Here is a 24,973-nt window from a genome sequence, read left to right as displayed (position 1 = left end):
CGCCCACATAGTAGAAATGGCTCCGATATTCGGATCAGAATCGACCGACCGTCCACCGACAGTTCGCCCGGCGGCAGTAGATATTACGGTGACAGTAAGTGCCCCCGACCGGAGTTCGCTCGTCCGAGAGAGCAAGGTCATTTATCCGGGGCCGCCGAATCGTCGCCCATGGACGCAACCGTCGCCGTCACCGCCGTTCGAGACGTCGGACCGAACACGGTGGCCATCGAGTTCGAGTCGCCCGAGGGGTTCGAGGCCGAACCCGGCCAGTTCGTGAAGCTCTCCGGGACCGTCGAGGGCGAGGAGTACTCCCGGTTCTACACGCTCTCCTCTCCCGGCGTGGCCGAGACGTTCGAGGTGACCGTCGGCGCGGACCCCGAGGAGGCGGGGCCGTTCAGCCGACGCCTCGTGGACCTCTCTGCGGGCGACGAACTGGAGATGACCGGTCCGTTCGGCGACGACCACTACGAGGGCGAGTCGCGCGTCGTCGTCCTCGCCGGCGGACCGGGCGTCGGCCCCGCCGTCGCGATCGGCGAGTTGGCCGCCGAGGACGGAAACGAGGTGGCCATCGTCTACCAGACGGACGCGCCCGCGCACGAGGAGAGACTCGACGCCCTCCGCGAGTCGGGCGCGTCCGTCGTCGTCACCGACGGCGATATCGAGGAGGCAGTCGCGGACGCGGTGACCGCCGAGGAGGGCGAACAGGTGTTCGTCTACGGCTTCGCCGACTTCGTGGCGGAGGCGACGGACGCGGTGGAGGCCGCGGGCGGCGACGCCGACGACGCGAAAGTCGAGAACTTCGGCTGAGTCGGTCGTCCGCGCGCGGACACCCGTCTCTTAGACTCGCCTCGAACTGTCGCCGGACTCACCCGAATCCTTAATCATTAGCCCGGCAAAACTTGCGCCATGTACGACGAGGACGACCTCGCGGCGATACGCGAGGCCCGCGAGGAGTGGGAGGCGGAGACGCGCGACCCGGTGCGCGAACGACACGGCGAACGGAAAGACCGGTTCGCCACCGTCTCGAATCTCGAAGTCGAGGACCTGTACACGCCCGCGGACGTGGCCGACATCGACTACGAGGAGGACCTCGGGTTCCCCGGCGAGTACCCCTACACCCGCGGCGTCTACCCGACGATGTACCGCGGTCGGACGTGGACGATGCGGCAGTTCGCCGGGTTCGGCACCGCCGAGGAGACGAACGAGCGCTTCCACTACCTCATCGAACACGGCCAGACCGGCCTCTCGACGGCGTTCGACATGCCCTCCCTGATGGGTAAAGACTCCGACGACCCCCTCTCGGACGGCGAAGTCGGAAAGGAAGGCGTCGCCGTCGACACCCTGCGGGACATGGAGATTCTGTTCGACGGCATCGACGTGGGCGAGGTGTCCACCTCCTTCACCATCAACCCCTCCGCGCCCGTCGTCTACGCGATGTACGTCGCCATCGCGGACCAACAGGGCGTCCCCCGCGAGGAACTCAGGGGGACCCTCCAGAACGACATGCTGAAGGAGTTCATCGCGCAGAAGGAGTGGGTCGTCCCGCCGGAACCATCCCTGAAACTCGTCACCGACACGGTGGAGTTCTGCGCCGAGGAGACGCCGAAGTTCCACCCCATCTCCGTGTCGGGCTACCACATCCGCGAGGCGGGTTCGACGGCGGTGCAGGAACTCGCGTTCACCCTCGCGGACGGGTTCGCGTACGTCGAGGACGCCCTCGAACGCGGGATGGACGTGGACACCGTCGGTCCCCTCCTGTCGTTCTTCTTCAACTCGCACAACTCCATCTTCGAGGAGGTGGCGAAGTTCCGCGCCGCGCGGCGCATCTACGCGCGCGTGATGCGGGAGTGGTACGACGCCGAGGACGAGGCGTCCACCCGACTGAAGTTCCACACCCAGACCGCCGGGCAGTCGCTGACCGCCCAGCAACCCCTCAACAACGTCGTCCGCGTGACGATTCAGGCCCTCGCGGGCGTCCTCGGCGGGACGCAGAGCCTCCACACGAACAGCTACGACGAGGCGTTCGCCCTCCCCGGCGAGGAGGCAGTCCGCGTCGCCCTCCGCACCCAGCAGATAATCGCCGAGGAGTCCGGCGCGGCGGACGTCATCGACCCCCTCGGCGGGAGTTTCTTCGTCGAAGCCCTCACCGACGAGGTGGAGGCGGAAGCGACGGCCTACATCGAGGAACTCCGCGAGATGGGCGAGGGGTCGGTTCGGGACGGCATCCTCGCGGGCATCGAACAGGGGTACTTCCACCGCGAGATACAGGGCGCGTCCTACGAGTACCAAGAACGCGTCGAGGAGGGCGAGGAAGTCGTCGTCGGCGTCAACAAGTACGTGATGGACGAGGACACCAAGCCGGACCTCCTGCACGTGGACGAGGGGACGCAGGACCGACAACTCGCCCGACTGGAGTCGGTGAAGGAAGAACGCGACGACGAGGCGGTGACCGAATCGCTCGAACGCGTCCGCGAGGCCGTCGAGAGCGACGAGAACGTGATGCCCGCACTCGTCGAGGCGGTGAAGGCGTACGCCACCATGGGCGAGATAATGGACGTCTTCGCCGACGAGTGGGGGACGTACCGCGAGGAGATCGGCGTCATGTGACCGACCCCGGCGCGCGGTGAACTGTTTTGTCGGCCCTCTCTGTAGGGGGCGCATGGATTTCGAACTCACGGCGGCGCAACGGACCCTGCGCGAGGAGGCGCGGGAGTTCGCGCGGACGGAAATCGAACCGCGCGCGGGGGAGTTAGACGAGAGCGAGTCGTCCCCCGAGGAGATTCTCGCCGAACTCGGCGAACGCCGGTACGCCGGACTCACCCTCCCCGAGGAGTACGGCGGGCGCGGCGAGGGACTCGTGGAGTTGGCACTCGTCGTCGAGGAACTGTCGGCGGCGCTGATGTCCGTCGCCAGCGCACTCGGCCTGCACCTCGGCGTCGCCGCCGTCGTCGAACGGTTCGGAACCGACGAACAGAGAGAGCGCTTCCTCCCCGAGATGGCGACGTACGACACCGTCGGCGCGTTGGGTCTCAGCGAGGCGGACGCCGGCACCGACAAACTCGCGATGGAGACGCGCGCGGAGAGAGACGGAGACGAGTGGGTGCTGAACGGCCACAAGCAGTGGGTGACGAACTTCTTCGACGCCGACGTGGTGCTGACGTACGCGAAGACCGGACCCGAGGGGGACGCCCCGCACAACGTCAGCGCGTTTCTGGTCCCCGCCGAGGAGTTCGAGGTGGAGACGGTGTGGGAGACGCTCGGGGCCAAGAGCGTCAAGTCCCCGCGCGTGACGCTCTCGGACGTTCGCGTCGGCGACGACCGGATGGTCGGCGAGGAGGGCGAGGCGTACGTCCGGCGGGGGGAGGTCCACACCAGCGTCAACGTCCCCGCGCGCGGCGTCGGCATCGCGCGGGCGGCACTCGAAGACACCGTGGCGTACACGAGCGAACGGGAGCAACACGGCGGGACCATCTCCGACTTTCAGGGCGTCCGCTGGGAGGTGGCGAAGATGGCCGAACGGGTCGACGCCGCCCGACTCCTGACGCTCCGGGCCGCGGACAGGGCCGAGAGAGCGGAGACGGGCGCGGACGTCCGCCGGGAGACGAGCATGGCGAAGATACGCGCGACGCAGGCCGCGGTGGACAACGCCAACGACGCGGTGCAGTTGCACGGTGGCGTCGGCTACACGACGGAGCGACGCGTCGAACGCTACCTCCGCGACGCCCGACTGCTCACCATCGCCGGCGGTCCGAACGAGACGCACAAAAACGCACTCGCGGACGCCGTGTTCGAGAACGAGGGGTGAGGCGGCGCGGGGCGCGAACGCCGTCAGTTCTCGTTCGACGCCGGGTTCGAGACGACGGCGGCCGTCCGTTCCCGTTCGCCCGCGCGGGACTGCGCGAGTGCGCCCGCGACGGCGCCGCGGAACTCCCGCTTGAACCGCCGCCGGCCGAAGCGACGCTCTATCTCGCGGGTGCTCATCCGCAGTTCTCGCTGGAGCGACTCGTCTTCGAGGACGTGTACTATCTTCTCGACGGCGTCCTCGGGCGAGTCGTACATCAGCAGTTCCTCGTCGCGGACGATGGCGTGTTGCCCGCCGTTCGAGGGGATGAAGGGGACGGTGCCGCCCGCGGCGAGTTCCGCGACGGCCATGCCGAAGTGCTCGTACTCCTTGCCGTGGATGCCGTACTTGTGGGTGCAGATTCGCTCGACGAGTTCGCTCCGCGGCACCTCGCCTTCGAGTTCGACGTACTCTCTCTCGGCGGCCATCGCGGCCACCTCCTCGCGGTACTCCTCGTCCACCGTCGGCCCGATGACGTGGAAGTGGACGTCGTGGCCGCGTTCGCGCACGCCGTCCACGACGCGTATCATCTCGACGATGCGCTTGCTCCGTTCGATGCGGCCGACGGTGACGAACCCGTCCTCGCGTTCCTCCCACGGCAGGTTGACGAACTCGCTCGTGTCGATGGGCGGGTGGAGCACCTCGGGTTTGGTCCCGTAGGCGTCCTCGACGACGTCGGCGGTCCACTGAGAGTTCGCGAACAGCGTGTTCGCCCGGATGTCGCGGCGACTGACGCCCGCCACCCGAGTGCAGAGGCGTTCGTACCACGAGTCGTCCTCGACGGTGGGGTGGAAGATGTGGTCCCTGTCGGCGCAACTCACCGTCCAGTCGAACGGGAAGTGGACGTACTGCACGGAGTCCGTCTCCAAGCCGAGCTCGTTTATCGTGCTCACGAGGAGATCGAACTCGTCGGCGTGACGGCGGGCGTACCGTCCCAGCAGGGCGTTCTGGAGGATGTAGTACTTCAGCCCGAACGTCTCGTGCATCGTCGGCGCGAGGACGCCCGCCCGACGCACCGTCAACGCCTCGGCGTCCACCTCGGTGTTGAAGAAGTCGTTGAGCGCCGGGATGTCGGGGTCGGTCAGCGTGATGAGCGTCACGTCGTACTCTGCTTGCAACGCCTCTAAGGCGTTCATCGCCACGGCCTCTCCGCCGCCCTTCGACATCAGGTCCATGTGAATCACCGCGACGGAGGCAGATCCCGAATCGCCCGGTTCCGACGTCGTCTCGTCGTATCTCGCTACACTCGCGTCAGTCTCTCCGGGGCTCATACCGTCTCCGTTCGAACGGTGACGGTCTAACCCGACAGGCTACTTTTGCAGGCGCATTAAGTACCTATGCGATAAATTACCACAGTTCTTCCGTCGACGCGAACGCCGGCGTCCCGGGGTCCCCCGTGTCGGCGTACCCGAGCGAACGGAGGGCGTAGCGCACGTCCGTCCGGGCGACGTCGGAGTTCGCGGTCACCGGTCTGCCGTCGTCCGTGAACGCCGCGGTGCGTTCGACGAGGGCGTCGAGCGAGAGAGGGCCGTCCGCTCCGTCCAGTACGGCCGCGACGGCCGCCCGTTCGGGGCCGGCGTCCGACTCGTAGGCGTCGCACTTCGCGTCGACGCGGCGGCGCAAGTCGGCGTACGTCCGGTCGCCGACGGCGCCGGGACTCCGCGTCTCCCGGACGTGTTCGACGAGGCGGCGGTTCTCCGCGACGGCTTCGGCCCAGTCCTCGACGGCCCGCGCCGCGCGGTCGGCGAGGCCGTCCACGTCTGCGAGGAGGCGGTAGCCGTCGGGGACGCACTCGCGGACCCACGGTTCGTCGCGCGCGACGAGGACCTGTCCGCTGGCGGCCTGTTCGAACCACGTCCGCGCCATCGTCTCGTACTCGCTCGCGCACACCGTCAGGTCGCCCTCACGGAGGATTCGCTCGTACGTCTCCCGGTCGGCGTTCGGGAACGCCCGCACCCACTCGGGGGCGCGGTAGCGTTCGGGTATCTCCTCCATGCTCGTCAGCGCAGTCTCGATTCCGAACTCCTCGTGCAACCGCTCTCCGACGGCGAGCAGTCGGTCGGCGTTCTTCTTGTCCCAGAGCGATCCCGCGAGGTGGAGCGTCCGCGGTTCCTCGGCGTAGGACTCCTCGAACCGCCCGACGCGAATCGGGCTCCCGGTCGTCACGGCGTCTTCGAGGGCGTCTTCGACCGCGCCCGAGTCGAGGAACTCCGCCGCGCGTTCGCGGAACTGGCGGCGGTCAACGCCCGCGGTGAACCACCGGCCGTCGGCGAACGTCGCCGCGCACAGTTCGTGGACCATCTGGAAGTCGTTGCGGTGCGAGCAGTACCGGTACTTGAACGGCACCTGCAGGTCGTGGACGTTGGCGATAACGTCGAACGGGCGGACGGACGCCGCCCACTGCTCCACGTGGTCGAGCAACCACTCGTAGAGCGCGAACCGACCGCCGCGGAGTTGGTCCACGACGGCGTCGAGGTACGCGCCCTCGGCGAATATCTCGTCGCGCAGGACCGCCAGTTGCGCCGTCGAGTACCCGCAGTCCGTCAGCACCTCGCGGTCCTCGACCCCGCCGAGCGTCCGCGCTTCGAGGAGAGTGACGCGCCGCCGGTCGGCGAGAACGTCCTTGCGGTCGTACCCGGCCTCCTCGCGCGGCGGGAGCAACCAGTAGACGTGCAGGGTCGGGTCGCGGTCCAACCACTCGCGGACCCACGTCGCCGCGTCGCGGAGCGTTCCGCACGCCCCGGCGTCCGCGCGGTACACCTCCGGGACGACGAGTACGCGCACGAAGTCAGATACTCCCGTTCCGCCACTAACGGGCCTGCTTGCAGGCGACTGCAGTTTATCACCGTCGGGCCGTCGCGAGCGTACCGCGCCGACTCACCCCTCGCTTCCCGCCCGATACGTGCGTATCCGCCGCATCGACTCCTCGGTGAAGTTCCGCTCCATCAGGGGGATGTCGCCCTCGGAGAGCCAGTACGACACCAGCGACGGATGAACCCCGCATAGGACGCCTATCACCAGAGGGTCCGCTCTCGTTCCCAGAACAGTTCCGCGAGGCGTTCGTCGGTCGGACGGCGGTCCGCCAGCGAACGGTACTCGCGTTCGGCGTCCCCGGGCGCGACGACGCCCCGCCTCTCCAGCAGGTACGCGGTGACGAACACCTCCCCGAGGCCCGAGACGGTCCGGCCCTCCTCTCCGAGGGTCGAACTCAACGCGTCGTGGACGGCTTTCACCGCCTCGTAGGGGTCCTCTCCGCGTGCTCGCGGGTCTATCTCTTCGACGTACTCCTCGATTTCCGCACCGAAACGGCCGAACACCGCGTCTCTCGTCTCCCACGAGACCGGGTCGAACTCTCCCATGGGGCGCTATCGCCGGGAGCGTGCAAAAAGTGAGGTGCGAACGCGGGCGGTGCCGCCGCGTTCGCGTCGGACGCCCTCAGGCCACTCGCTCCGCGTACCGCTTCTCCCGCTTCTCCACCGTCCGGTCCCACGTGTACCGCTCGCGGACGTGCCGCCGGCACGCCTCGCCGGCGCGTTCCAGTTCGGCGGGCGACAGCGCGGACCACCGACCGAGGGCCGCGGCGAGTTCGTCCTCGTCCACGCCCGCCAGAAGCATCCGTTCGGGTATCTCCGGCGAGCGTTCGCACTCCGAGAGTATCTCGACGGTGCCGCCGACGGGCGTCCCGACGGCGGGCGTCCCCGACGAGAGCGCCTCCAACGTGGCGAGTCCGAACCCCTCCAGTCGCGTCGTCGGGAGGACGAACGCGTCGGCGGTGGCGTACACGGACGGCAGGTCGGCGTCGGGGACGTACCCGAGGAAGGTCACCCGGTCGTCGATACCGAGACGCGCCGCCCGCGCCTCCAACTCCTCGCGGAGTGGGCCGTCGCCCGCGACGTACAGGCGGTCGTCGGGGTGGTCGGGGGCGTGGTCGGCGAAGGCGTCCAAGAGGAGTTCGTGGCCCATCCGGGGGGACAACCGCCGCACCGTGAGGAACGCGGTGCCGTCGGCGTCGGCTCCCCCCTCCATGCGGTCGTACGTTCCCGCGTCCGGGCGGTACGTCTCGGTGTCCACCCCGCCCGGGACGACGGAGGCGTCGTGGACCGGGCCGTAGACGCCGCACAGCTGGTCGTCCATGAACCGACTGAGGGTGACCACGTCGTCGGCGCGTTCGAGGAGGCGGCGTTCGAGTTGCCGGCGCAGGCTCGCGTTCAGTTCCCGCCGCCACCGAGGGAGGTCGCCGTCCCGCGTTCTGAGGAGGTACTCCGTCGGCCACGGGCTGTGGAAGGTGCAGGACCGGGGGACGTCGTCGGGCACGGCGCGGTCCGAGAGGACGCCCGTGACGGGGCCTTGGAGGCTCAGCACGTCCGGGTCGATTCCCTTGCAGGCGGCGTTCACCGCCCCGGCGGCGTCCGGTAACTGCCGGAGGATCTCGGGGGCGGACCGGTTCGCCACGGAGAGGTCGTAGCGGCGGACGTCCACGCCGTCCACCGTCTCGCGCGCGGGGACGTCTCCGCGCCGTCGGGTGACGACGGACACCTCGTGGCCCCGGCTGACGAGTCGCCGCGCCGTCTCGTAGACGTAGCGACCGCTTCCGCCGGACCCCGGGTCGGGGTAGAAGTCGTGAGCGGCGACGAGGATTCGCATTATCCTACCGTCCTCCGCCGACGGAGAAAAGGGCTGTTGCCGTTCTCGGCGACCGTCGCCGCGTCTCGGCGCGCGACGCCGAACGTGCAGGCAGAGGGGTGATAACGTAGCCGTCGGTCGTCGGCCGTATGGCCACGTACGACTTCGACGGGAAGGTAGCGTTCGTCACGGGTGCGGCCCGCGGGCAGGGTCGGTCGCACGCGCTCCACTACGCCGAGAACGGCGCGGACGTCGTCGTGACGGACATCTGCGAGACGAAAGAGGAGTCGAAGTACGAACTCTCCGGCCGAGAGCAGATGGAGAAGACGGTCGAACTCGTCGAGGAACGCGGGCAGGACGCCCTCGGCGTCGAGATGGACGTCTCGGACGAGGGCGACGTGGAGAGCGCCGTCGGGGAGGCGGTCGAGGAGTTCGGCCGCATCGACATCTTGGCGAACAACGCAGGCGTCGCGCCCGTCTCCGGGCTGATGGAACTGGACGAACGGACGTGGGACCTCGCGCTCGACGTGAACCTCAAGGGGATGTGGCTCTGCGCGAAGCACGTCGGCGGCCACATGATAGAGCGCGGCGACGGGGGACGAATCGTCAACACCTCCTCGACCGCCGGCCTCGGCGCGTCGCCCGGCCTCGGCCACTACACCGCCGCGAAGCACGGCGTCATCGGCCTCACGAAGACGCTGGCGATGGAGTTAGCGCCGCACGACATCACCGTCAACGCCGTCTGCCCGACGGCCGTGGACACGGAGATGACCTCCGGCATCGTCGAGACCATCGACGAGGACATCGCCGAAATCGCGGAGCAGACGGGGCCGGACAACCTCTTCGAGGACATCCTCCAACCCGAGGACGTGAGCGCGGCGTTCATGTGGCTCTCCAGCGACGACGCTCGCTTCGTCACCGGCGTCGCGCTTCCGGTCGCCGCCGGTGCGACCGCCGTCTGAGGTCGGATCGATGGAACCGACCCCCGAGCCTACGTATCGCCAGCGGCAAAATTCGCAGACGGGTCGGGAATCCACCCGCTGCGGGTTGGCATAGATTTATCATGCAGGATTCGGTTTATTACCATGACCTATGTCAGATGGTGACGGTGAATTAGAGGCACGGCTGGTTGAACAGGAAGAATTCGAGCCCTCTGACGAGTTCGTCGAGCAGGCGAACGTTTCGGACCCCGACATCTACGAGGAGTTCGAGGAGAACTGGCCCGACTGTTGGGAACGGGCCGCCGACTTGCTCGACTGGGACGAGGAGTACGAGACGGTTCTGGATGACTCGAACGAACCGTTCTACGAGTGGTTCTCGGACGGGACGCTCAACGCGTCGTACAACTGCGTCGACCGCCACGTCGAGAACGGCGACAAGAACCGCGTCGCCATCAAGTGGGAGGGCGAGTACGGCGAGACGCGGACGTACACCTATCAGGACCTCTACCGCGAGGTCAACGAGTTCGCGGCGGCGCTCCGCGACATGGGCGTCGAGGAGGACGAAGTCGTCACGCTGTACATGCCGATGGTGCCCGAACTCCCCATCGCCATGCTCGCGTGCGCCCGCATCGGCGCGCCCCACTCCGTCGTCTTCGCCGGGTTCTCCGCGGACGCCCTCGCGACGCGGATGAACTCTGCGAACTCCGACTACCTCGTCACCTGCGACGGATACTACCGCCGCGGCGACGCCCTCGACCACTTGGAGAAGGCCAACGAGGGGCTCGAAGGCGTCGACCACGACGTCGAAGCCACCGTCGTCGTGAACCGCCTCGGCGACGACGGCTTCGGCCACGAGTTGGCGGAGAACCAGCACGACTGGGACGACCTGATGGACGAACAGCGGGGCGAGCGCGTCGACCCCGTCGAACGCGACGCCGAGGACATGCTGTTTCTCATGTACACCTCCGGGACGACCGGAGAGCCGAAGGGCGTCAAACACACCACCGGCGGCTACCTCGCGTACACGGCGTGGACCTCACACGCCGTCCTCGACCTGAAGCCCGAGGACACCTACTGGTGCTCGGCCGACATCGGCTGGATCACGGGCCACTCCTACATCGTCTACGGACCGCTGGCGCTCGGAACCACGACGGTGATGTACGAGGGCACGCCTGACTTCCCCGAGCGCGACCGCCTGTGGGACATCGTCGAGAAGTACGCGGTCGACGTGTTCTACACCGCGCCGACGGCCATCCGCGCGTTCATGAAGTGGGGCTCGAAGTTCCCCGAACGCCGCGACCTGTCGTCGCTCCGCCTCCTGGGGACGGTGGGCGAACCCATCAACCCCCGCGCGTGGAAGTGGTACTACAAGCACATCGGCAGCGAGGAGTGCCCCGTCGTGGACACGTGGTGGCAGACCGAGACGGGCGGGATGATGATAACGACCCTGCCCGGCGTGAAGAACATGAAGCCCGGGTCCGCCGGCCCGCCGCTTCCGGGCATCGACGCCCGCATCGTCGACACCGAGGGCGAGCAGATAGAGCCCGGCCGCGCGGGCTACCTCACGGTGAACAAGCCGTGGCCCGGGATGCTCCGCACCCTCTACAAGAACGACGAGCGGTTCATCAACGAGTACTGGGCCGAGTACTCCGACGAGGACGCCGACGAGTGGGTGTACTTCCCCGAGGACGGCGCGAAGATAGACGAGGACGGCTACATGACCATCCTCGGCCGCGTGGACGACGTCATCAACGTCTCCGGGCACCGCCTCGGCACGATGGAGATAGAGTCCGCCATCGTCGGCGTCGAGGGCGTCGCGGAGGCGGCCGTCGTCGGCGGCAACCACGAGGTGAAGGGCGAGGCGGTGTACGCCTACGTCATCACCGAGGACGGCTACGAGGGCGACGACGAGATGCGCGGGCGAATCGTCGAGGGCGTCGAGGACGCCATCGGCCCCATCGCCCGCCCCGAACAGGTCGTGTTCACGCCCGAACTGCCGAAGACGCGGTCCGGCAAGATAATGCGCCGTCTGCTGGAGGAGATCGCGAACGAGGAGGAAATCGGCGACACGACGACGCTCCGCAACCCCGAAATCGTCACCGACATCCAAACGAAGGTGCAGGGCGACTGACGGCGCGACGCGCCCGCCGCGGCGTCGTCCGACGGCGGTGATTCGACTCCCCGAACGCTTTTTTCGCGCGACGAACCGAACGCCGAGCGGATTCGCCGCCTCCGTCCGCCCGTCGCCCGGTCACTCGCCGTTCAGCCACGCCTCCAGGGACGACTCGTCCCTGACGTACTTTCGGACCCGGTTCCCGCCGACGTCGAGGACGACGAGGAGGTGTCTCTCCGAGAGCGGAATCTCCTCGCCGCTGTAGGCGCACGCTTCGACTCGTTCGTCTCCCGGCCGCCACAGGCGGTGCGGGGCGACGCGCAACACCGTCGCGTCGTCCCGCCCGTTCGGCGAACGACCGGCGTAGTCTGAGAGAGCCATTGCCGGGTTTAACGGGGCGAGCGGGTAAGTTACTTTCTGCGAACTGATAGGTAGGTAACCCGTGTCCGGGGGGAGTGAAAGAGCGGTACCTCTCGCTGCCGTGACATCAATAGCCGCACGGAGAGCCCGGCGAACCGCAATTTTATACTGATAGATGATTATGTACGGTCGGTATGGAGAAACCACTCCTCGTCACCGACTTCTTGGACCGCGCGCGGCGGTACTACGGGTCGAAAGAGGCCGTCGTGGCGACGACCAGAGAGCGCTACACGTACGACGAACTGGGGGACAGGGCGGACCGGTTCTCGGCGGCGTTGCAGCGATACGGGGTGGAGAAGGGCGACAGGGTCGCCGTCCTCGACCCGAACACGCATTACCACCTCGAAGCCGCCTACGGGTCGATGCAGGTGGGGGCGGTCCACACGCCGTTGAACTACCGACTCGTCCCCGCGGACTACGAGTACATCCTGAACGACGCGGGCGTGGACGTCGTCTACGCCGACTACGAGTACGCCGAGAAGATAGAGGCGATACGCGACGATGTGCCGACGGAGACGTTCGTGACGAACGACGCCGACGCCGTCGAGGGCGAGTGGCTCTCGTTCGACGAGGAACTAGCGGACTCCGCGGCGTACGACCGCCCGGAGATGGACGAGGGCGACGTCGTCACCATCAACTACACCTCCGGGACGACGGGCGACCCGAAGGGCGTCTGCCGGACCCACCGGACGGAGACGCTCCACGCCTACCTCGTCTCGATGCATCAGGAACTCGCGGACGACGACGTGTACCTCTGGACGCTCCCGATGTTCCACGTCAACGGGTGGGGTCACATCTACTCCGTGACGGGACACGGCGCGAAGCACGTCTGCACCCGCGGCGTGGACGCGGCGGACATCTTCGACGCCGTGCGCGGGGAGGGCGTCTCCTACATGTGCGCCGCGCCGACGGTGCTGAACCTGCTGATGGACCACTACGACCGGGAGGGCGGCGTGGAGACGACGGGCGCGAACCCGGTTCGCGTCGCCACCGCGGGCGCGGCCCCGCCGGAGGCGACCATCAGGACCGTCGAGGAGGAGTTCGGCTGGTACCTCATGCACGTCTACGGCGCGACGGAGACGGGGCCCCTCATCACCACGTCGCACGCCCGCCGCTTCTTCGACGACGACGACCCGGCGCGGTTCGACCTGAAGAAGCGACAGGGCATCGGCTACGTCGGGACGGACGTCCGCGTCGTGGACGAGAACGGCGAGGACGTGCCGCGAGACGGCCAGACCATCGGCGAGATAGTCGTCCGCGGCAACCAGGTGATGGACCGCTACTGGAACAAACCCGAGGAGACGGAAGAGGCGTTCTCGGAGCGTCTGGAGGGCTACTACCACATGGGCGATCTGGCCGTCGTGGACGAGAACGGCTTCGTGACGATTCAGGACAGGAAGAAGGACATCATCATCTCCGGCGGCGAGAACATCTCCAGCATCGAGTTGGAGGACACCCTGTTCGACCACGAGGCGGTGGGCGACGTGGCGGTCATCCCGGCGCCCTCGGAGGAATGGGGCGAGTCGCCGAAGGCGTTCGTCGTGCCCGCGAACGGCGACCCCGCGGACCCGGGCGTCACCGAGTCCGACTTGCTCGACTACTGCAGGGAGCGCATCGCGACGTTCAAAGTACCGAAGGAGATAGAGTTCGTCGCCGAACTGCCGAAGACGGCCACCGGGAAGGTCCAGAAGTACGAACTGCGGGAGAAGGAGTGGGAGGACGAAGACCGGATGGTCGGGCAGGGTTAGAGGTACGAGGCGTCCCACCGCGTGGCCTTCCGCTTGTTGCCGCAGGTGTTGCACTCGATTCGTCCCATCGTGTCCATCGCCAAGTCGAAGCTATCGTCGTTCGAGCACATCCACCCGTGCAGGTTCTCGCGGTTCTCGTCGGCGTAGGCCGCCACGAACGGCGACTTCGACCCCCGAGACGCCTCGTCGTAGGCGACGAAGAGGCGTTCGCCGTCGGGCGTCTCGTGCGGTTCCAGCGCCGGACTGTCGTCGATCGGCTTCGTGTATATCCGCTCGACGAACGTCTCGTCGCCGATGTCGAGTTCCCGTTCGTGCCCCTCCGAGAACCCGTGGTCCTCGTAGAACGTCGTCCCCGCCTCGTTCTCGGTCAGCACGCGGCCCTGGATTCGCTCGACCCCCTCGTCCACCAGTCGTTGCTCGACGTGTCGGAGCAACCGCGTCCCGTGGCCCTCCCCCCGGTAGTCGGGGAGGACGTGGAGCCAGTCTATCTCGCCGACGGCCACCTCGCTCTCGGCGATGTAACTCTCGGCGAACGCCACGACGTCGCCGTCGTCTTCTCCGACGACCAACACCGCGTCGTCGTCGCTCACTGTGGCGGTCACCTGCTCTCGGTCGTACCACTCCGATACCGCCTCCGATAGCGTCTCCTCGTCGAAGGCGTGCCCGTACGAGGCCAGAAGCGACTGGCGGGCGACGGAGCGTATCTGTTCGGCGTCATCCTTGTTAGCATCCCTCACGTCCATGGGTTCCCTACGGGAGTTCCTCACTTCACGCTCGTGGGGTTCGCACGGGGTGAATTCGGTTATCGGTGACTGCGACGCTCCGACGGCGTCGGTGTGGACGCCGCCCGCCGCGAGTTCGGCGTCGATAGCGCCCCGGCGGTGCTCGTCTTCCGCGGCGGCGAACTGCGGGAGACGCTGACGGGACGCTGCCGTCCGGAGACGCTCGCAGAACGGTTCGACGAGGCGTTCGGCGGGAGCGCGTAGGCTCCGCTCGTCGCAGTCGTCTCCTTTTGTGTTGCCGTCGCTCGGTACGAGTGCTCCCCGAGAAACGACGCCGCGACGCCGAACGCCGACTACTCGACGCCGGTGACCATCACCGGTCGCTCCGCGCCGAGGATGACCGACTGCGTGACGCTCCCGAACAACGCCTTCCCCGCGGGCGACCGCTTCCGCCCGCCGACGACGATGAGGTTCGCCTCCTCCCGGTCGGCGGTGGTCACGATGGCGTCCGCGGGGTCGCCGCTCGACTCCTCGATTTGGTACTCGACGCCGCGTTCCTCGAGGTAGTCCGCCGCCTCCCGAACCGACTGGACCTGCGTCGCCGACGCACCGCTGGGGTTGTCGACGAACGTGTGGATGAGCGTCACCCTCTTCTCCTCGGGTCCGCCGGGGAGTTCGACGACCTCTTCCACGCACCGGAGCGCGTGTTCCTCCTCGTCGTCGACGCCGACTACCACGTGATACATAGGCACAGATGACTGCCCCCGAGGCTTAGTCTTTTGGGGGACGGCGGCGGGATTCGGCCCACACACCTCCCGACGCGCCGACTCGCTTCGGAGTCGGAGTCACTCCTCGACCACGTTCTCGGAGACGTAGACCACGAGGAGCAGCGGAATCCCCAACGCGACGGCGATGGTCAACGCGCCGTAGGCCGCGAAGCCGAACGGCGTCGGCGGGAACGGTATCACGAAGAGAAAGCGCGGCGCTTGGAGGTTCTCGACGAACGTACCGAGCAGGAATCCGGCGGTGCCGGCGAAACAGACGAGAAGCACGTAGAGGTAGCCGACGAACCGCGGACCGTCGACGCCCGAACCGTCGGACTGGGAGACGGACTGACTCACGTTCGAACCTACGACCGGTTCGGGTTAGGGGTTCCGCTCTCCCCTCGCGACACCGACGAGTCTTTGTCCCTCGACGCCAACGTTCGGATATGTCCGACAAGGACCTCCTCGGCATCGTTCTCGCCGCGGTGGCGGCGCTGATGTTCCTGACCGGTATCGTCCTCGTGTTCTGACCGGCGGCCGTCTCGGCCGCACCCTCCGACGAACGGCGCCTGAGCGACCGCACGCGCCCGTGCGACGCCGCGCCCGACTCTTCGATTTCGGCGAGCGGTGAGAGACGACGCTGAGACGCGAAAAAGAACGAAAAGCGAACTGCGCGACCGGAATTACTCGTCCGCGTCGGACGGACAGCCGCCGTCGGTGAGGGGAGTCTCCTCCTCCTCGCCGCCGTCGGCGATTGCGGTTTCGAGTTTGCGGCTGAACCAGTCCCACTCGGAGGTGTAAAGGTTGTTCTCCTTGAGGTTCCACGGGTCGCCGTCCGTGATGTGGGGACCTTCGAGCCACGACTGGACGATGTTTCCGACGAAGATTATCTGACCAACGAGCAGGGTGAACGCCCCGGCCGTCGCCAGAAGGTGCAGGTCGGTGAACTGCGGCAGGTACGTCGCGTACCGGCGCGGCATGCCGCCGTAGCCGAGCAGAATCATCGCAAAGAACGTCAGGTTCGTCCCGACCATCGAGAGCCAGAAGTGCGCCTTCCCGAGGGTGCGCTGGTACATCCGCCCCGTGTAGAGGGGGAACCAGTAGTAGATGCCCGCGAAGCCCGCGAAGGCGATGGCGCCCATGACGATGTAGTGGAAGTGACCCACGACGTAGTAGGTGTCGTGGAGGACGAGGTCGACCGGAATCGACGCGAGGAAGACGCCGGTGACGCCGCCGATGATGAAGTTGGAGACGAATCCGATGCAGAACAGCATCGGCGTGGTGAGCCGAACGTTGCCGTTCCACATCGTCGTTATCCAGTTGAACGTCTTCACCGCAGAGGGGATGGCGATCGCCAACGAGACGGCCATGAACGAGGCGCGGAGGCGCGGGTCGATACCCGTCGCGAACATGTGGTGCGCCCAGACGCCGAACGAGAGGACGCCGATGGCCAGCGTCGAGTAGACGACGAACTTGAAGCCGAACAGCCGACGGCCCGTGAAGCGCGGCAACACGAGGCTGACGATGCCCATCGGCGGCAGCACCAACACGTACACCTCCGGGTGGCCGAAGAACCAGAAGATGTGCTGCCAGAGTATCGGCCCGCCGCCGTTGACGAAGAACGACGTTCCGAAGTTACGGTCGAAAATCAGCATCATGAGCGCGCTCCCCAGCAGGGGGAACGCGAAGAGGATGAGCCCCGACTGGGTGAGTATCGTCCACGAGAAGATGTCGAGGTTCGCCCACGTGACCTCCTTGGCGCGTTCCGTGAAGATGGTCGCGATGAAGTTGATAGCGCCCATCGTCGCGGAGACGCCGGTGAGGTGCAGGCCGAGGAGCATCAGGTCAGTACCGGCGTTGGCCTGATTGCCGTTTCCGACGCCCGCAGAAAGCGGCGTGTACATCGTCCACCCCGTCTGCGCCGGGATGACCTCCGGGATGGGGAAGAAGCCGGCCCAGATGAGGAGCGCACCCGGCGGCAGTAACCAGAACGCGATGGCGTTGATGCGCGGGAACGCCATGTCGTCCGCGCCGATGAGAAGCGGGATGAAGTAGTTCGCGAACGCCGCGATGATCGGCGTCCCGAACAGGAACAGCATCGTGATGCCGTGGCTCGTCATCAGCGAGTTGTAGAAGGTGTTCGACATCAGGGTCGCGTTCGGGTCCGCGAGTTCGGCCCGCATGAGGACGACCATCAACCCGCCGACGGCGAACGCGATGAGTCCGTAGGTGCCGTACAGGATGCCGATGTCCTTGTGGTCTACCGTGGTCAACCATCGGATGAGCCCGGACGGTTTCTCCTGGTGGACGTGCTGCTCGTGCCCGCCGACGCCACCGCCGCCGGCAAGCGGCGTGTAGGAGCGCCAGTTTTCGATCCGCGCGAGCCACGCGGCGACGGCCACGAGGAAGACCCCCATGAGGACCGTCAGCGCCAACTGTCCGTTGATCTCCATGCGTGCTTCTCAGGAACGGAGGGTAATGAAAGGTGCGGGTATGGGTCGACGCGAGGTCGCTACTGTCTGTCGGACTCGGCCGCTTCGGCGCCCGCCGCGACGGATTCTTCGCCGGTCGAAGCGTCGGGTTCCGCCGGGACCGCTTCGGCCTCGTGCTCCGCCTCGTGAAGCGGCTTCGTTCCCGGGACGGTCGCCTGTCCGGGCGGGAAGACGGTCGCCGTCTTTTCGGCGGAGGAGACGGCCTTCCCCGAGAGGTACGTCAGCACCGTCAGCATCACGAACGGCACGACGAGCAGGCCGAACTGAATCGCGGACGGGAGCAGGTCGGTTCCGAACGCCGGGTACACCGCGAATCCGACGATGAAGAAGACGATGATGAACAACGGGATGACGTTGACCGTCAGGTCCAACACCGTGTCCCTGTCGAAGATCTTGTTCGCCATGGTAGTGTCTTCTCGGCCGGAATCAAATAGGTTGTTGGTTCGCTACCGGTCGGAACGGGCGAACGTCGCGCCCTCAGTACGGTTCCGTGCCCTCGTCCGCGACCAGTTCGCCGACGACGCCGGCGACGAGGAGTATCGCTCCCGCGACGGCGATGGCGTACCCGCGGGTGACGAGGCCCACGCCGGCGAACGCCAGTACGCCGCCGGAGACGAGCAGAATCGCCGCGAGGACGACCAGCGCCCGCCACGGCGTCTTCGCGTACCCCGACTCGTGGGACATCCCGGCGACGCTCCCGGAGAAGAGGAGCAGTCCGCCGACCGCCACGGGGAAGAGGTCGAACAGGATGCCGATTTCGGAGATGGGAATTCCGAGCGCAACGAACAGGGGCCACGGGCTGGCCATCCGGTACTGGTCGGAGAGTCCCGGCGTTTCGTCCATACCGGAGGTTGGTCGCGCGGGGTACAAAGCGCTTCGGAACGGATCAGGGGACGGTGACGCCGTGGTTCGTGAGAAACTGCTCGACCGCCCGAATCTCCACCGGGCTGGCGATGATGCGGCAGACGCCGTCCCTCGGGAAGACGGTGACGGTGAACTCCGATTCGAGTTCGTTCCGAACCTCGCTCAACGACTCGCACGGAACCACTATCTCCGTCCTGTCCCGAAACGTGGAAGCGTCCGGCATCTCGTCTACCTCCTCGGTCACGAGTCCCCAGTATAACGCTATCGAAGCGCTTCTCGCGCGCCCTCGCGTGCGCGACACAACCACCGAGACCGAGACGAAGGAACAGGTTTTTCGACGCACGTGGCCGACGAGTAACCGATGGGACTGGAGGAAGAGATCGAAGAACTCCGCGAGGAGATCGCGAACACGCCCTACAACAAGTCTACGGAGTCGCACATCGGGCGTCTGAAGGCGAAGCTCGCGGAAAAGAAGGAGAAACTCGAGAAACAGTCCTCCAGCGGTGGCGGCCACGGCTACGCGGTCGAGAAGACGGGCGACGTGACCGTCGCGCTCGTCGGATTCCCGAGCGTCGGCAAGTCGACGCTCATCAACGCCCTGACGAACGCCGACAGCGAAGTCGGCGAGTACGAGTTCACGACGCTGAACGTCAACCCCGGGATGCTGAAGTACAACGGGGCGAACATCCAGATCCTCGACGTGCCGGGCCTCATCGAGGGCGCGGCGGGCGGCCGCGGCGGCGGCAAGGAGGTGCTCTCGGTCGTTCGGACCGCCGACCTCGTGGTGTTCATGCTCTCGGTGTTCGAAATCGAGCGCTACGAACGCCTCCGCCACGAACTGTACGAGAACAAGATTCGACTCGACTCCGAACCGCCGAGCCTCACCATCTCGAAGACGGGGAAGGGCGGGCTTCAGGTCACGACGACAGACGACGTGTCCCTCGACGAGGGGACGATCAAGGACGTCCTCAGAGAACACGGGTACGTCAACGCCGACGTGACCGTCCGCGGCGACCTGACGATAGACGAACTCATCGACGGCATCATGGACAACCGCGTCTACCTGCCTTCGATGGTCACGGTCAACAAAGCCGACCTCATCGACCGCGACTACCTGCCGACGGTCGAGGAGAACCTCAGGGAGGTCGGTATCGACCCCGAGGAGGCCGTCTTCATCAGCGCGGAGGCCGAGAAGGGCCTCGACGCCCTGAAGGAGAAGATGTGGGAGGAACTCGGACTCATCCGCATCTACATGGACAAGCCGGGCCGCGGCGTCGATTACGAGGAGCCCCTCGTCCTCACGGAGGACGAGAACACCGTCGATGACGCCCTCGACAGACTTGGCGGGACGTTGGACGAACGGTTCCGGTTCGCGCGCGTCACGGGCCCGAGCGCGAAACACGACGAACAACAGGTCGGACGCGACCACGAACTGCGGGACGAGGACGTCCTCCGCATCGTCTCGCGGAAGTGAACCGGCGTCCGTGTCCCGACGCACCGGCCGACAGGATTCTCCCTCCGACGAACGCGCCGTCCTCGCACTCCTCGCACTTCTGGCGGTTCCGTGGTCGGTTCAACGCTACGCCGACGGCGGGACGACGCTCCTGTTCGCGTGGGGACTTCTGAACACCGCGCCCGTGCGGGCGACGACGCTCACCGACTTCCTGTTCGTCTACACCCGGGGACTCCCGGAGTACATCTTCTCGTGGCCGCTCTCGGTCGCGTTCTACGTCTGCGCGGCGGTGAGCGCCGTCGTCGGATGGCGAGGGGGACCGGAGGACCCGCGCGTGACGGGCGGACTCCTCGTCCTCGCCGGCGTCGCGCAACTGTCTCTCGCGTGGGGGTTCTCCGTGCAACCCGGTCGGACGGCGTGGCCCGTCGGAACGCTCGCCCTCTGGACCGTCGCGTGGTGGGCGTACTGGCCGCGCGCGAAGCGGCGGCGGAAGTGACGCGACGACGCGATAGAGCGTCCCAAACGGCCGTGGGAACGGGCGTCGGGGGCTTCCGCGTTCGGTACCCTTTTCGACGCGCCGACCGATCCTCTACGTGTATGTCCGGAGTACTTGACCACGTGATGATGCGCGTCGAGGACCTCGACGAATCGCTCGACTGGTACCAGACTCACTTCGACTATGAGGAGAAGGGTCGCTGGGAGGCAGACACGTTCACGAACGTCTACCTCGGCCCGGAGGACGTCCACGAGGACGGCGCGGTCCTCGAACTGACGTACAACCACGACGACCGGACGTACGAGATGGGCGACGCGTGGGGCCACATCGCCGTCCGGGTTCCCGAGGGCGAACTCGAAGACGCCTACCAGCAACTGATGGACGAGGGCGTCGAAGACTACCGCGACCCCGAGTCCTGCGGCGGACGCTACGCGTTCGTCAAAGACCCCGACGGCCACGAGGTCGAAATCGTCCAACGCGACCAGGGCGCGAAGTGGAGCATCGACCACACGATGATGCGCGTCGAGGACGCCGACGAGGCACTCGGCTTCTGGACGCGGAAGTTCGAGTACGAACACACCGGCCGCTGGGAGTCCGACACGTTCGCGAACTACTTCATGAAGCCCGAGGACGCCGCCGAGGAGGCGATGGCGGTCGAACTCACCTACAACTACGACGGCCGTAGTTACACGATGGGCGACGCCTGGGGACACGTCTGCGTCCGCGCGGACGACCTGAGCGAGTACTGGGATACCCTGATGGAACGCGAGGCGGAGGACTACCGCGACCCCGAGTCCTGCGACCAGCGCTACGCGTTCACGAAGGACCCCGACGGCCACGAGATAGAGATTCTGAACCCCGACGACTGAGTCCGAACGTCCGCCGCCTCGACGCATCGCCGTCACGACTTTTCTTCGTCGCCCCTATCGTCCCCCACCGCGCCTCGTCGATTCCCCACCGACGAGGGACCACGCCCTCCGGCACGTAGTATAAAATTATGTGAATATCTACTCCGAAAATTGTTTCTCTCTATCTGCAAATCAGTCTCAGTACGGTCAGTAGGTCACCTCCCGTTCGGAAACTGCGGAAGGGGACCGTTCGACCGGCTGACAGCGTCGTCGGACGCTGGGGTATTTCGACGCCTCGTTCCTCGGCGAACGAGGTGGGGACTGCGTTTGCGACGGTCCCACACCGGCGCAAACGCGCTTTCCACCGAACGTGCGTTCGCTCGACGGCGTTCTCCAGGACCTCTCACGCGAGTAGACGCGTCCTTCACGGGAGTCCGTCCGAGATGCTTCGCAGTCGGAACGTCCGCCTCCTCGTACTCCGTCGCCTCGAATCGACCACCTCCGGGCGAGGATGATTTCCGCGGAAATTGACCAGACCGTTCCCTGACAGTGACTCGTTCGCCGTTCGACCGGCCGTAGACCGCCGAGTATGCACCCCCGAACGCCGCCGGCACCACCCTCGCGCAGAGTGATAATCGCCGGTGAGACGTTCTGTACGTCCCGTACTGCACCACTCACATACTAATTACTGATTGACAACTCAGAGTGAAATACACAAAATATATAACGTGGCTTCTCTGTAGTTGCCAGTACCCCTACCCAAGGTGACAACACCGAGTACCGCCGTCCGGGTTCGGCTCCGTCGGGAGTCGGACACGCGGGACGGCAGAAAGATGCTGTTGCCGATTGCGACCTACCCAAACTAAACATGACAAGCAAACAAAAGCAAATCCGCGCCGTCGCGCTCGCCGCGCTGATGGTCCTGTCGGTCTTCGCCGGCACCATCGCGTTCACGGGCACGGCTGCTGCGGCCGCGACTAGCGTTTCCGCGACTAACGCGCCTGTCGGGGCTGACTCTGGCCTCAACGTACAGGCGAGTGACGGAGACGCTACAGCAGATGATATCGTTATCTGGATAGACACGAACGGAGACGGGACGAAGCAGAGTGGAGAAGCTTCGATCACTGTCACTGACGACAATGGCGGCACTGAAGGCGCTGGCAGTGACTCCTTCGATGCGGCTAACGTCCCGGACGAATCGGGCACGTACACGCTGTACGCCTACGAATCTGGTAGCACCAACACGAAGGAAGCAACGGGCTCCTTCGATGTTGACGCCGATGCCCCATCCTTCGACAGCGCTATCGAGGCCGGCGGTACCATCGAAGTCTCGTTCGACGCGGACGAGACGCTCTACCAGGAGGATGGTTCTACCGCACTCTCGGCTAGCGAAGTCGAAGTCTTCGTTGACGGAGAGTCCAAGGACATCGACGCCACGACGTTCAGCCAGAGTACGGGTCGCATCACGTTCGACCTCGTCATGGGCGACGTCTCGGCTAACTCCGACGTCGAAGTCAACTTCACCACCCCCGTCGCTGACGTACAGGGGAACTCCATCACCGTCGAGAACGAGTCGGTGACCGTCACCTCGGGTGTCATCAGCGAGACGTCCGGTCAGCCTGACGGTACGAAGGACGGCAACGCCTACCAGGGCGAGCTCGTCGCGTACAACGCCTCTGGCGTCACCGCGAACGAGAACGAAGGTGTCTCTGTCGAGACGAAATCCGGTAAGTTCATCTTCGACGGTTACACCGGCGCGAACAGCGTCTACTACCTCTTCAACACCTCGGAACGCAACGCCACCGCGACGTACCAGTTCGAGTCCGCCGAGGGCGGCTTCGACCTGGGTCTCCGTGACCTCGGTCTCTCCGTGAAGGCTTCGAGCCTGAACGTCACGAAGGGCGACGCCATCAAGGGCACCGTCAGCACGAACGCTGGCGGCCGCACCATCGAGGCGAAGCTCTACAACTCCAAGGACACGCAGGTCGGTAGCACGCAAGAGCTCACCACCGGCTCCAACAGCGGTGAAGCCACGTTCAACTTCGACACCTCGGGCCTCAGCACGGGCACGTACACGGTCGAAGTGACGGACGTCGACTCCGGCGTCACGAAGACGACGTCGAAGTACAACCTCAAGGCGAAGGGCAACTCTGACGCGTCCTTCACGCAGAAGATCGTCACCGAGCAGCGCGGTGACGTTGCGAACATCACCGTCCAGCTCGAAAACACCGACACCGCGACGGTCCAGATCGGATCGCCGGACGTCGGCTACCGTCTCAACGCCACCGTCTCCGACGGTGACGATGACGACAACCAGGTCACGCTCCAGTTCAACACCTACGCGGCGAGCGCAGGTGGCGATGTCGTGACCGTCGTCGGCGACGAGGACTCCCTCGACAACGTCGACCCCGACGAACAGAACACGGTCAACGCGCTCCTCGATGCGGGCGAGTACGACCTCTCTGTCGACCCCGGTAACGAATACAACGACGCCGAGTCGACCGACCTCGGTACGCTCGTCCTCGAAGAGCGCTCCACGGACTCGATCAACACGTGGACCGCTCCCTCGGGTCTGAGCGCGAACGACCTCGACAAGTCCGGTCTCTACGAGGCGGCCGCGAACAATAACGTCACGCTGGACAGCAAAATCGCCAACGGCGACTACGCTATCCACCAGATCAACGCCTCGGGTCTCGAGGGTTACCTCGCGAACCAGGGCAACGACGAGACGGCGGCGTTCGTCGCTCTCCTCGAGAGCGACCTCGCGTCGCTGAAGGTCAACCAGACCGAAGCTAACGTCAACCGCCAGCCGTGGACGGTCAACTACTCCGACGACGTGACGGTCGTCTCCGACGCGGAGAACGACACGTACTTCGTCATGTTCGACACGAGCGACGTGATCCGCGAAGAATCGGGTAAGTCGCTGCAGAACGGCGACGGCCTCACGGCTACGTTCAAGCTCAACAAGAGCGCCGACAACGCGCTCGTGAGCAACAACGAGTCCGTTTCCGTCGACTACGAGATCGTCGAGGGCACCGTCAGCGTCGACGAGCCCGTCAACGTCTCGAACGCCGCCAGCCAGACGGTCGAGGGCGAGACCACTCTCGCACCCGGTACGCAGCTCAGCCTGCGCGTCCGCAGCAGCGGAGACACGCAGCCGAGCTTCCTGAAGACCTCGTCGGTCTACGTCACGGAGAACAACACGTTCTCTGCTACGTTCGACTTCAGTGGTCAGAACACCGGCGACACGTTCGACTTCATCGTGCGCTCGGTCGCTGGCACCTCCTTCGACGAGCAGGAATCGTTCGAGGGTAACGTCGTCGAGGGCTCCCAGACGACCGAAACCGTGACGGACAACGGTACGGTCACGACGCAGGGCCCGACCGAGACGGCGACGACCGGCACGCCGGCCACGACGACGGCCGCGACGACGGACGCTGGCACGACCGAGCAGCCCGCAACCGACGAGCCGACTGACACGAGCACGCCCGGCTTCGGCGTGGTCGTCGCTGTCATCGCGCTCCTCGCTGCGGCGCTCCTCGCCGTCCGCCGCGACTAACTAACTGAGCCCCCGGAGGGTTTCCCTCCGACTCGGTCCTTTTTCCTTTCTTTCGGACTCGTTCGGCGAGCGACGGCTCCGTCTCACCC

24 protein-coding genes are annotated in these 24,973 nt (G+C 66.1%); 11 read left to right on the top strand and 13 right to left on the bottom strand.

The window, feature by feature from the left end; all coding sequences use genetic code 11:
• Positions 1–168: 168 nt before the first annotated feature.
• The 3 genes from ACFQEV_RS14735 (at position 169) to ACFQEV_RS14725 (ending at position 3,805) form a co-directional block, all read left to right on the top strand.
• Entirely contained in the window at positions 169–807 is a 639-nt protein-coding gene (locus ACFQEV_RS14735) for an FAD-dependent oxidoreductase (RefSeq protein ID WP_379697526.1), read from the top strand.
• A 99-nt stretch (positions 808–906) separates the two neighbouring features.
• Positions 907–2,607, top strand: coding sequence for an acyl-CoA mutase large subunit family protein (locus ACFQEV_RS14730; RefSeq protein ID WP_379697523.1), 1,701 nt, complete (start codon positions 907–909; stop codon positions 2,605–2,607).
• A gap of 52 nt (positions 2,608–2,659) precedes the next feature.
• A complete protein-coding gene (locus tag ACFQEV_RS14725; protein ID WP_379697520.1) occupies positions 2,660–3,805 on the top strand; it encodes an acyl-CoA dehydrogenase family protein in 1,146 nt (381 codons plus the stop codon).
• Positions 3,806–3,828: 23 nt separating this feature from the next.
• On the opposite strand, the gene ACFQEV_RS14720 is transcribed toward ACFQEV_RS14725, so the two are convergent.
• The 5 genes from ACFQEV_RS14720 to ACFQEV_RS14700 form a co-directional block, all read right to left on the bottom strand.
• Positions 3,829–5,112, bottom strand: a complete 1,284-nt coding sequence (locus ACFQEV_RS14720; protein ID WP_379697517.1) for a glycosyltransferase family 4 protein — start codon at positions 5,110–5,112, stop codon at positions 3,829–3,831.
• A gap of 76 nt (positions 5,113–5,188) precedes the next feature.
• Positions 5,189–6,625 (bottom strand): glycosyltransferase family protein, encoded by a 1,437-nt coding sequence (locus ACFQEV_RS14715; RefSeq protein ID WP_379697514.1) that lies wholly within the window; start codon positions 6,623–6,625, stop codon positions 5,189–5,191.
• Positions 6,626–6,718: 93 nt separating this feature from the next.
• Positions 6,719–6,859, bottom strand: coding sequence for a hypothetical protein (locus ACFQEV_RS14710; protein WP_379697512.1), 141 nt, complete (start codon positions 6,857–6,859; stop codon positions 6,719–6,721).
• Positions 6,856–7,200, bottom strand: coding sequence for a hypothetical protein (locus tag ACFQEV_RS14705; RefSeq protein ID WP_379697509.1), 345 nt, complete (start codon positions 7,198–7,200; stop codon positions 6,856–6,858). Before ACFQEV_RS14705 ends, ACFQEV_RS14710 begins: the two co-directional genes overlap by 4 nt.
• Before the next feature lie 76 nt (positions 7,201–7,276).
• Complete coding sequence (locus ACFQEV_RS14700; RefSeq protein ID WP_379697507.1) at positions 7,277–8,485, bottom strand: glycosyltransferase family 4 protein; 1,209 nt, start codon at positions 8,483–8,485, stop codon at positions 7,277–7,279.
• A 128-nt stretch (positions 8,486–8,613) separates the two neighbouring features.
• Here ACFQEV_RS14700 and ACFQEV_RS14695 point away from each other — a divergent pair, with 128 nt between their 5' ends.
• Together ACFQEV_RS14695 and acs are read left to right on the top strand one after the other, a co-directional pair.
• A complete protein-coding gene (locus tag ACFQEV_RS14695) occupies positions 8,614–9,426 on the top strand; it encodes a mycofactocin-coupled SDR family oxidoreductase (protein WP_379697505.1) in 813 nt (270 codons plus the stop codon).
• Between the two features lie 130 nt (positions 9,427–9,556).
• Positions 9,557–11,536, top strand: a complete 1,980-nt coding sequence (gene acs, locus ACFQEV_RS14690; RefSeq protein WP_379697503.1) for an acetate--CoA ligase — start codon at positions 9,557–9,559, stop codon at positions 11,534–11,536.
• A 120-nt stretch (positions 11,537–11,656) separates the two neighbouring features.
• Here acs and ACFQEV_RS14685 read toward each other — a convergent pair whose 3' ends face one another.
• Positions 11,657–11,899: a hypothetical protein gene (locus ACFQEV_RS14685; protein WP_379697500.1), complete on the bottom strand. Its 243-nt coding sequence runs from the start codon at positions 11,897–11,899 to the stop codon at positions 11,657–11,659.
• A gap of 173 nt (positions 11,900–12,072) precedes the next feature.
• Between ACFQEV_RS14685 and ACFQEV_RS14680 the strand changes: the two genes are divergently transcribed.
• A complete protein-coding gene (locus ACFQEV_RS14680) occupies positions 12,073–13,686 on the top strand; it encodes a long-chain-fatty-acid--CoA ligase (RefSeq protein ID WP_379697497.1) in 1,614 nt (537 codons plus the stop codon).
• Here the strand turns inward: ACFQEV_RS14680 and ACFQEV_RS14675 are convergent.
• The gene (locus ACFQEV_RS14675; protein WP_379697494.1) at positions 13,683–14,429 is read right to left on the bottom strand and encodes a GNAT family N-acetyltransferase; all 747 of its coding nucleotides are present in this window, start codon (positions 14,427–14,429) and stop codon (positions 13,683–13,685) included. The two genes, ACFQEV_RS14680 and ACFQEV_RS14675, sit on opposite strands and share 4 nt — an antisense overlap.
• Positions 14,430–14,522: 93 nt before the next feature.
• Between ACFQEV_RS14675 and ACFQEV_RS14670 the strand changes: the two genes are divergently transcribed.
• Positions 14,523–14,672: a YbbN family protein gene (locus ACFQEV_RS14670; RefSeq protein ID WP_379697491.1), complete on the top strand. Its 150-nt coding sequence runs from the start codon at positions 14,523–14,525 to the stop codon at positions 14,670–14,672.
• A gap of 89 nt (positions 14,673–14,761) precedes the next feature.
• Here ACFQEV_RS14670 and ACFQEV_RS14665 read toward each other — a convergent pair whose 3' ends face one another.
• The 6 genes from ACFQEV_RS14665 to ACFQEV_RS14640 form a co-directional block, all read right to left on the bottom strand.
• On the bottom strand, positions 14,762–15,154 hold the full coding sequence (locus tag ACFQEV_RS14665) for a universal stress protein (RefSeq protein ID WP_379697488.1): 393 nt from the start codon (positions 15,152–15,154) through the stop codon (positions 14,762–14,764).
• A 99-nt stretch (positions 15,155–15,253) separates the two neighbouring features.
• Entirely contained in the window at positions 15,254–15,529 is a 276-nt protein-coding gene (locus ACFQEV_RS14660) for a DUF7520 family protein (protein WP_379697485.1), read from the bottom strand.
• Between the two features lie 326 nt (positions 15,530–15,855).
• The gene (locus ACFQEV_RS14655; protein ID WP_379697482.1) at positions 15,856–17,625 is read right to left on the bottom strand and encodes a cbb3-type cytochrome c oxidase subunit I; all 1,770 of its coding nucleotides are present in this window, start codon (positions 17,623–17,625) and stop codon (positions 15,856–15,858) included.
• A gap of 59 nt (positions 17,626–17,684) precedes the next feature.
• Positions 17,685–18,068 carry a DUF6684 family protein gene (locus ACFQEV_RS14650; protein WP_379697479.1) on the bottom strand — a complete coding sequence of 128 codons (384 nt, stop codon included), beginning with the start codon at positions 18,066–18,068 and terminating at the stop codon, positions 17,685–17,687.
• 73 nt (positions 18,069–18,141) lie between these two features.
• The gene (locus ACFQEV_RS14645; RefSeq protein ID WP_379697476.1) at positions 18,142–18,507 is read right to left on the bottom strand and encodes a DUF7541 family protein; all 366 of its coding nucleotides are present in this window, start codon (positions 18,505–18,507) and stop codon (positions 18,142–18,144) included.
• A gap of 43 nt (positions 18,508–18,550) precedes the next feature.
• Positions 18,551–18,751 (bottom strand): VNG_1110C family protein, encoded by a 201-nt coding sequence (locus tag ACFQEV_RS14640; protein ID WP_379697473.1) that lies wholly within the window; start codon positions 18,749–18,751, stop codon positions 18,551–18,553.
• Between the two features lie 138 nt (positions 18,752–18,889).
• On the opposite strand from ACFQEV_RS14640, the gene ACFQEV_RS14635 reads away from it, so the two are divergent.
• The 4 genes from ACFQEV_RS14635 (at position 18,890) to ACFQEV_RS14620 (ending at position 24,884) form a co-directional block, all read left to right on the top strand.
• The gene (locus ACFQEV_RS14635; protein ID WP_379697471.1) at positions 18,890–20,002 is read left to right on the top strand and encodes an OBG GTPase family GTP-binding protein; all 1,113 of its coding nucleotides are present in this window, start codon (positions 18,890–18,892) and stop codon (positions 20,000–20,002) included.
• A gap of 10 nt (positions 20,003–20,012) precedes the next feature.
• Positions 20,013–20,477, top strand: coding sequence for a TIGR04206 family protein (locus ACFQEV_RS14630; RefSeq protein ID WP_379697468.1), 465 nt, complete (start codon positions 20,013–20,015; stop codon positions 20,475–20,477).
• 101 nt (positions 20,478–20,578) lie between these two features.
• On the top strand, positions 20,579–21,346 hold the full coding sequence (locus ACFQEV_RS14625) for a VOC family protein (protein WP_379697465.1): 768 nt from the start codon (positions 20,579–20,581) through the stop codon (positions 21,344–21,346).
• 847 nt (positions 21,347–22,193) lie between these two features.
• The gene (locus ACFQEV_RS14620) at positions 22,194–24,884 is read left to right on the top strand and encodes a DUF7827 domain-containing protein (protein ID WP_379697462.1); all 2,691 of its coding nucleotides are present in this window, start codon (positions 22,194–22,196) and stop codon (positions 24,882–24,884) included.
• Positions 24,885–24,973 lie beyond the last annotated feature (89 nt).

Source organism: Halopelagius fulvigenes (assembly GCF_042662625.1).
GTDB lineage: Archaea > Halobacteriota > Halobacteria > Halobacteriales > Haloferacaceae > Halopelagius > Halopelagius fulvigenes.
The sequence above is the reverse complement of the archived record's forward strand: the minus strand, read 5'-3'. Positions and strand labels throughout refer to the sequence as shown.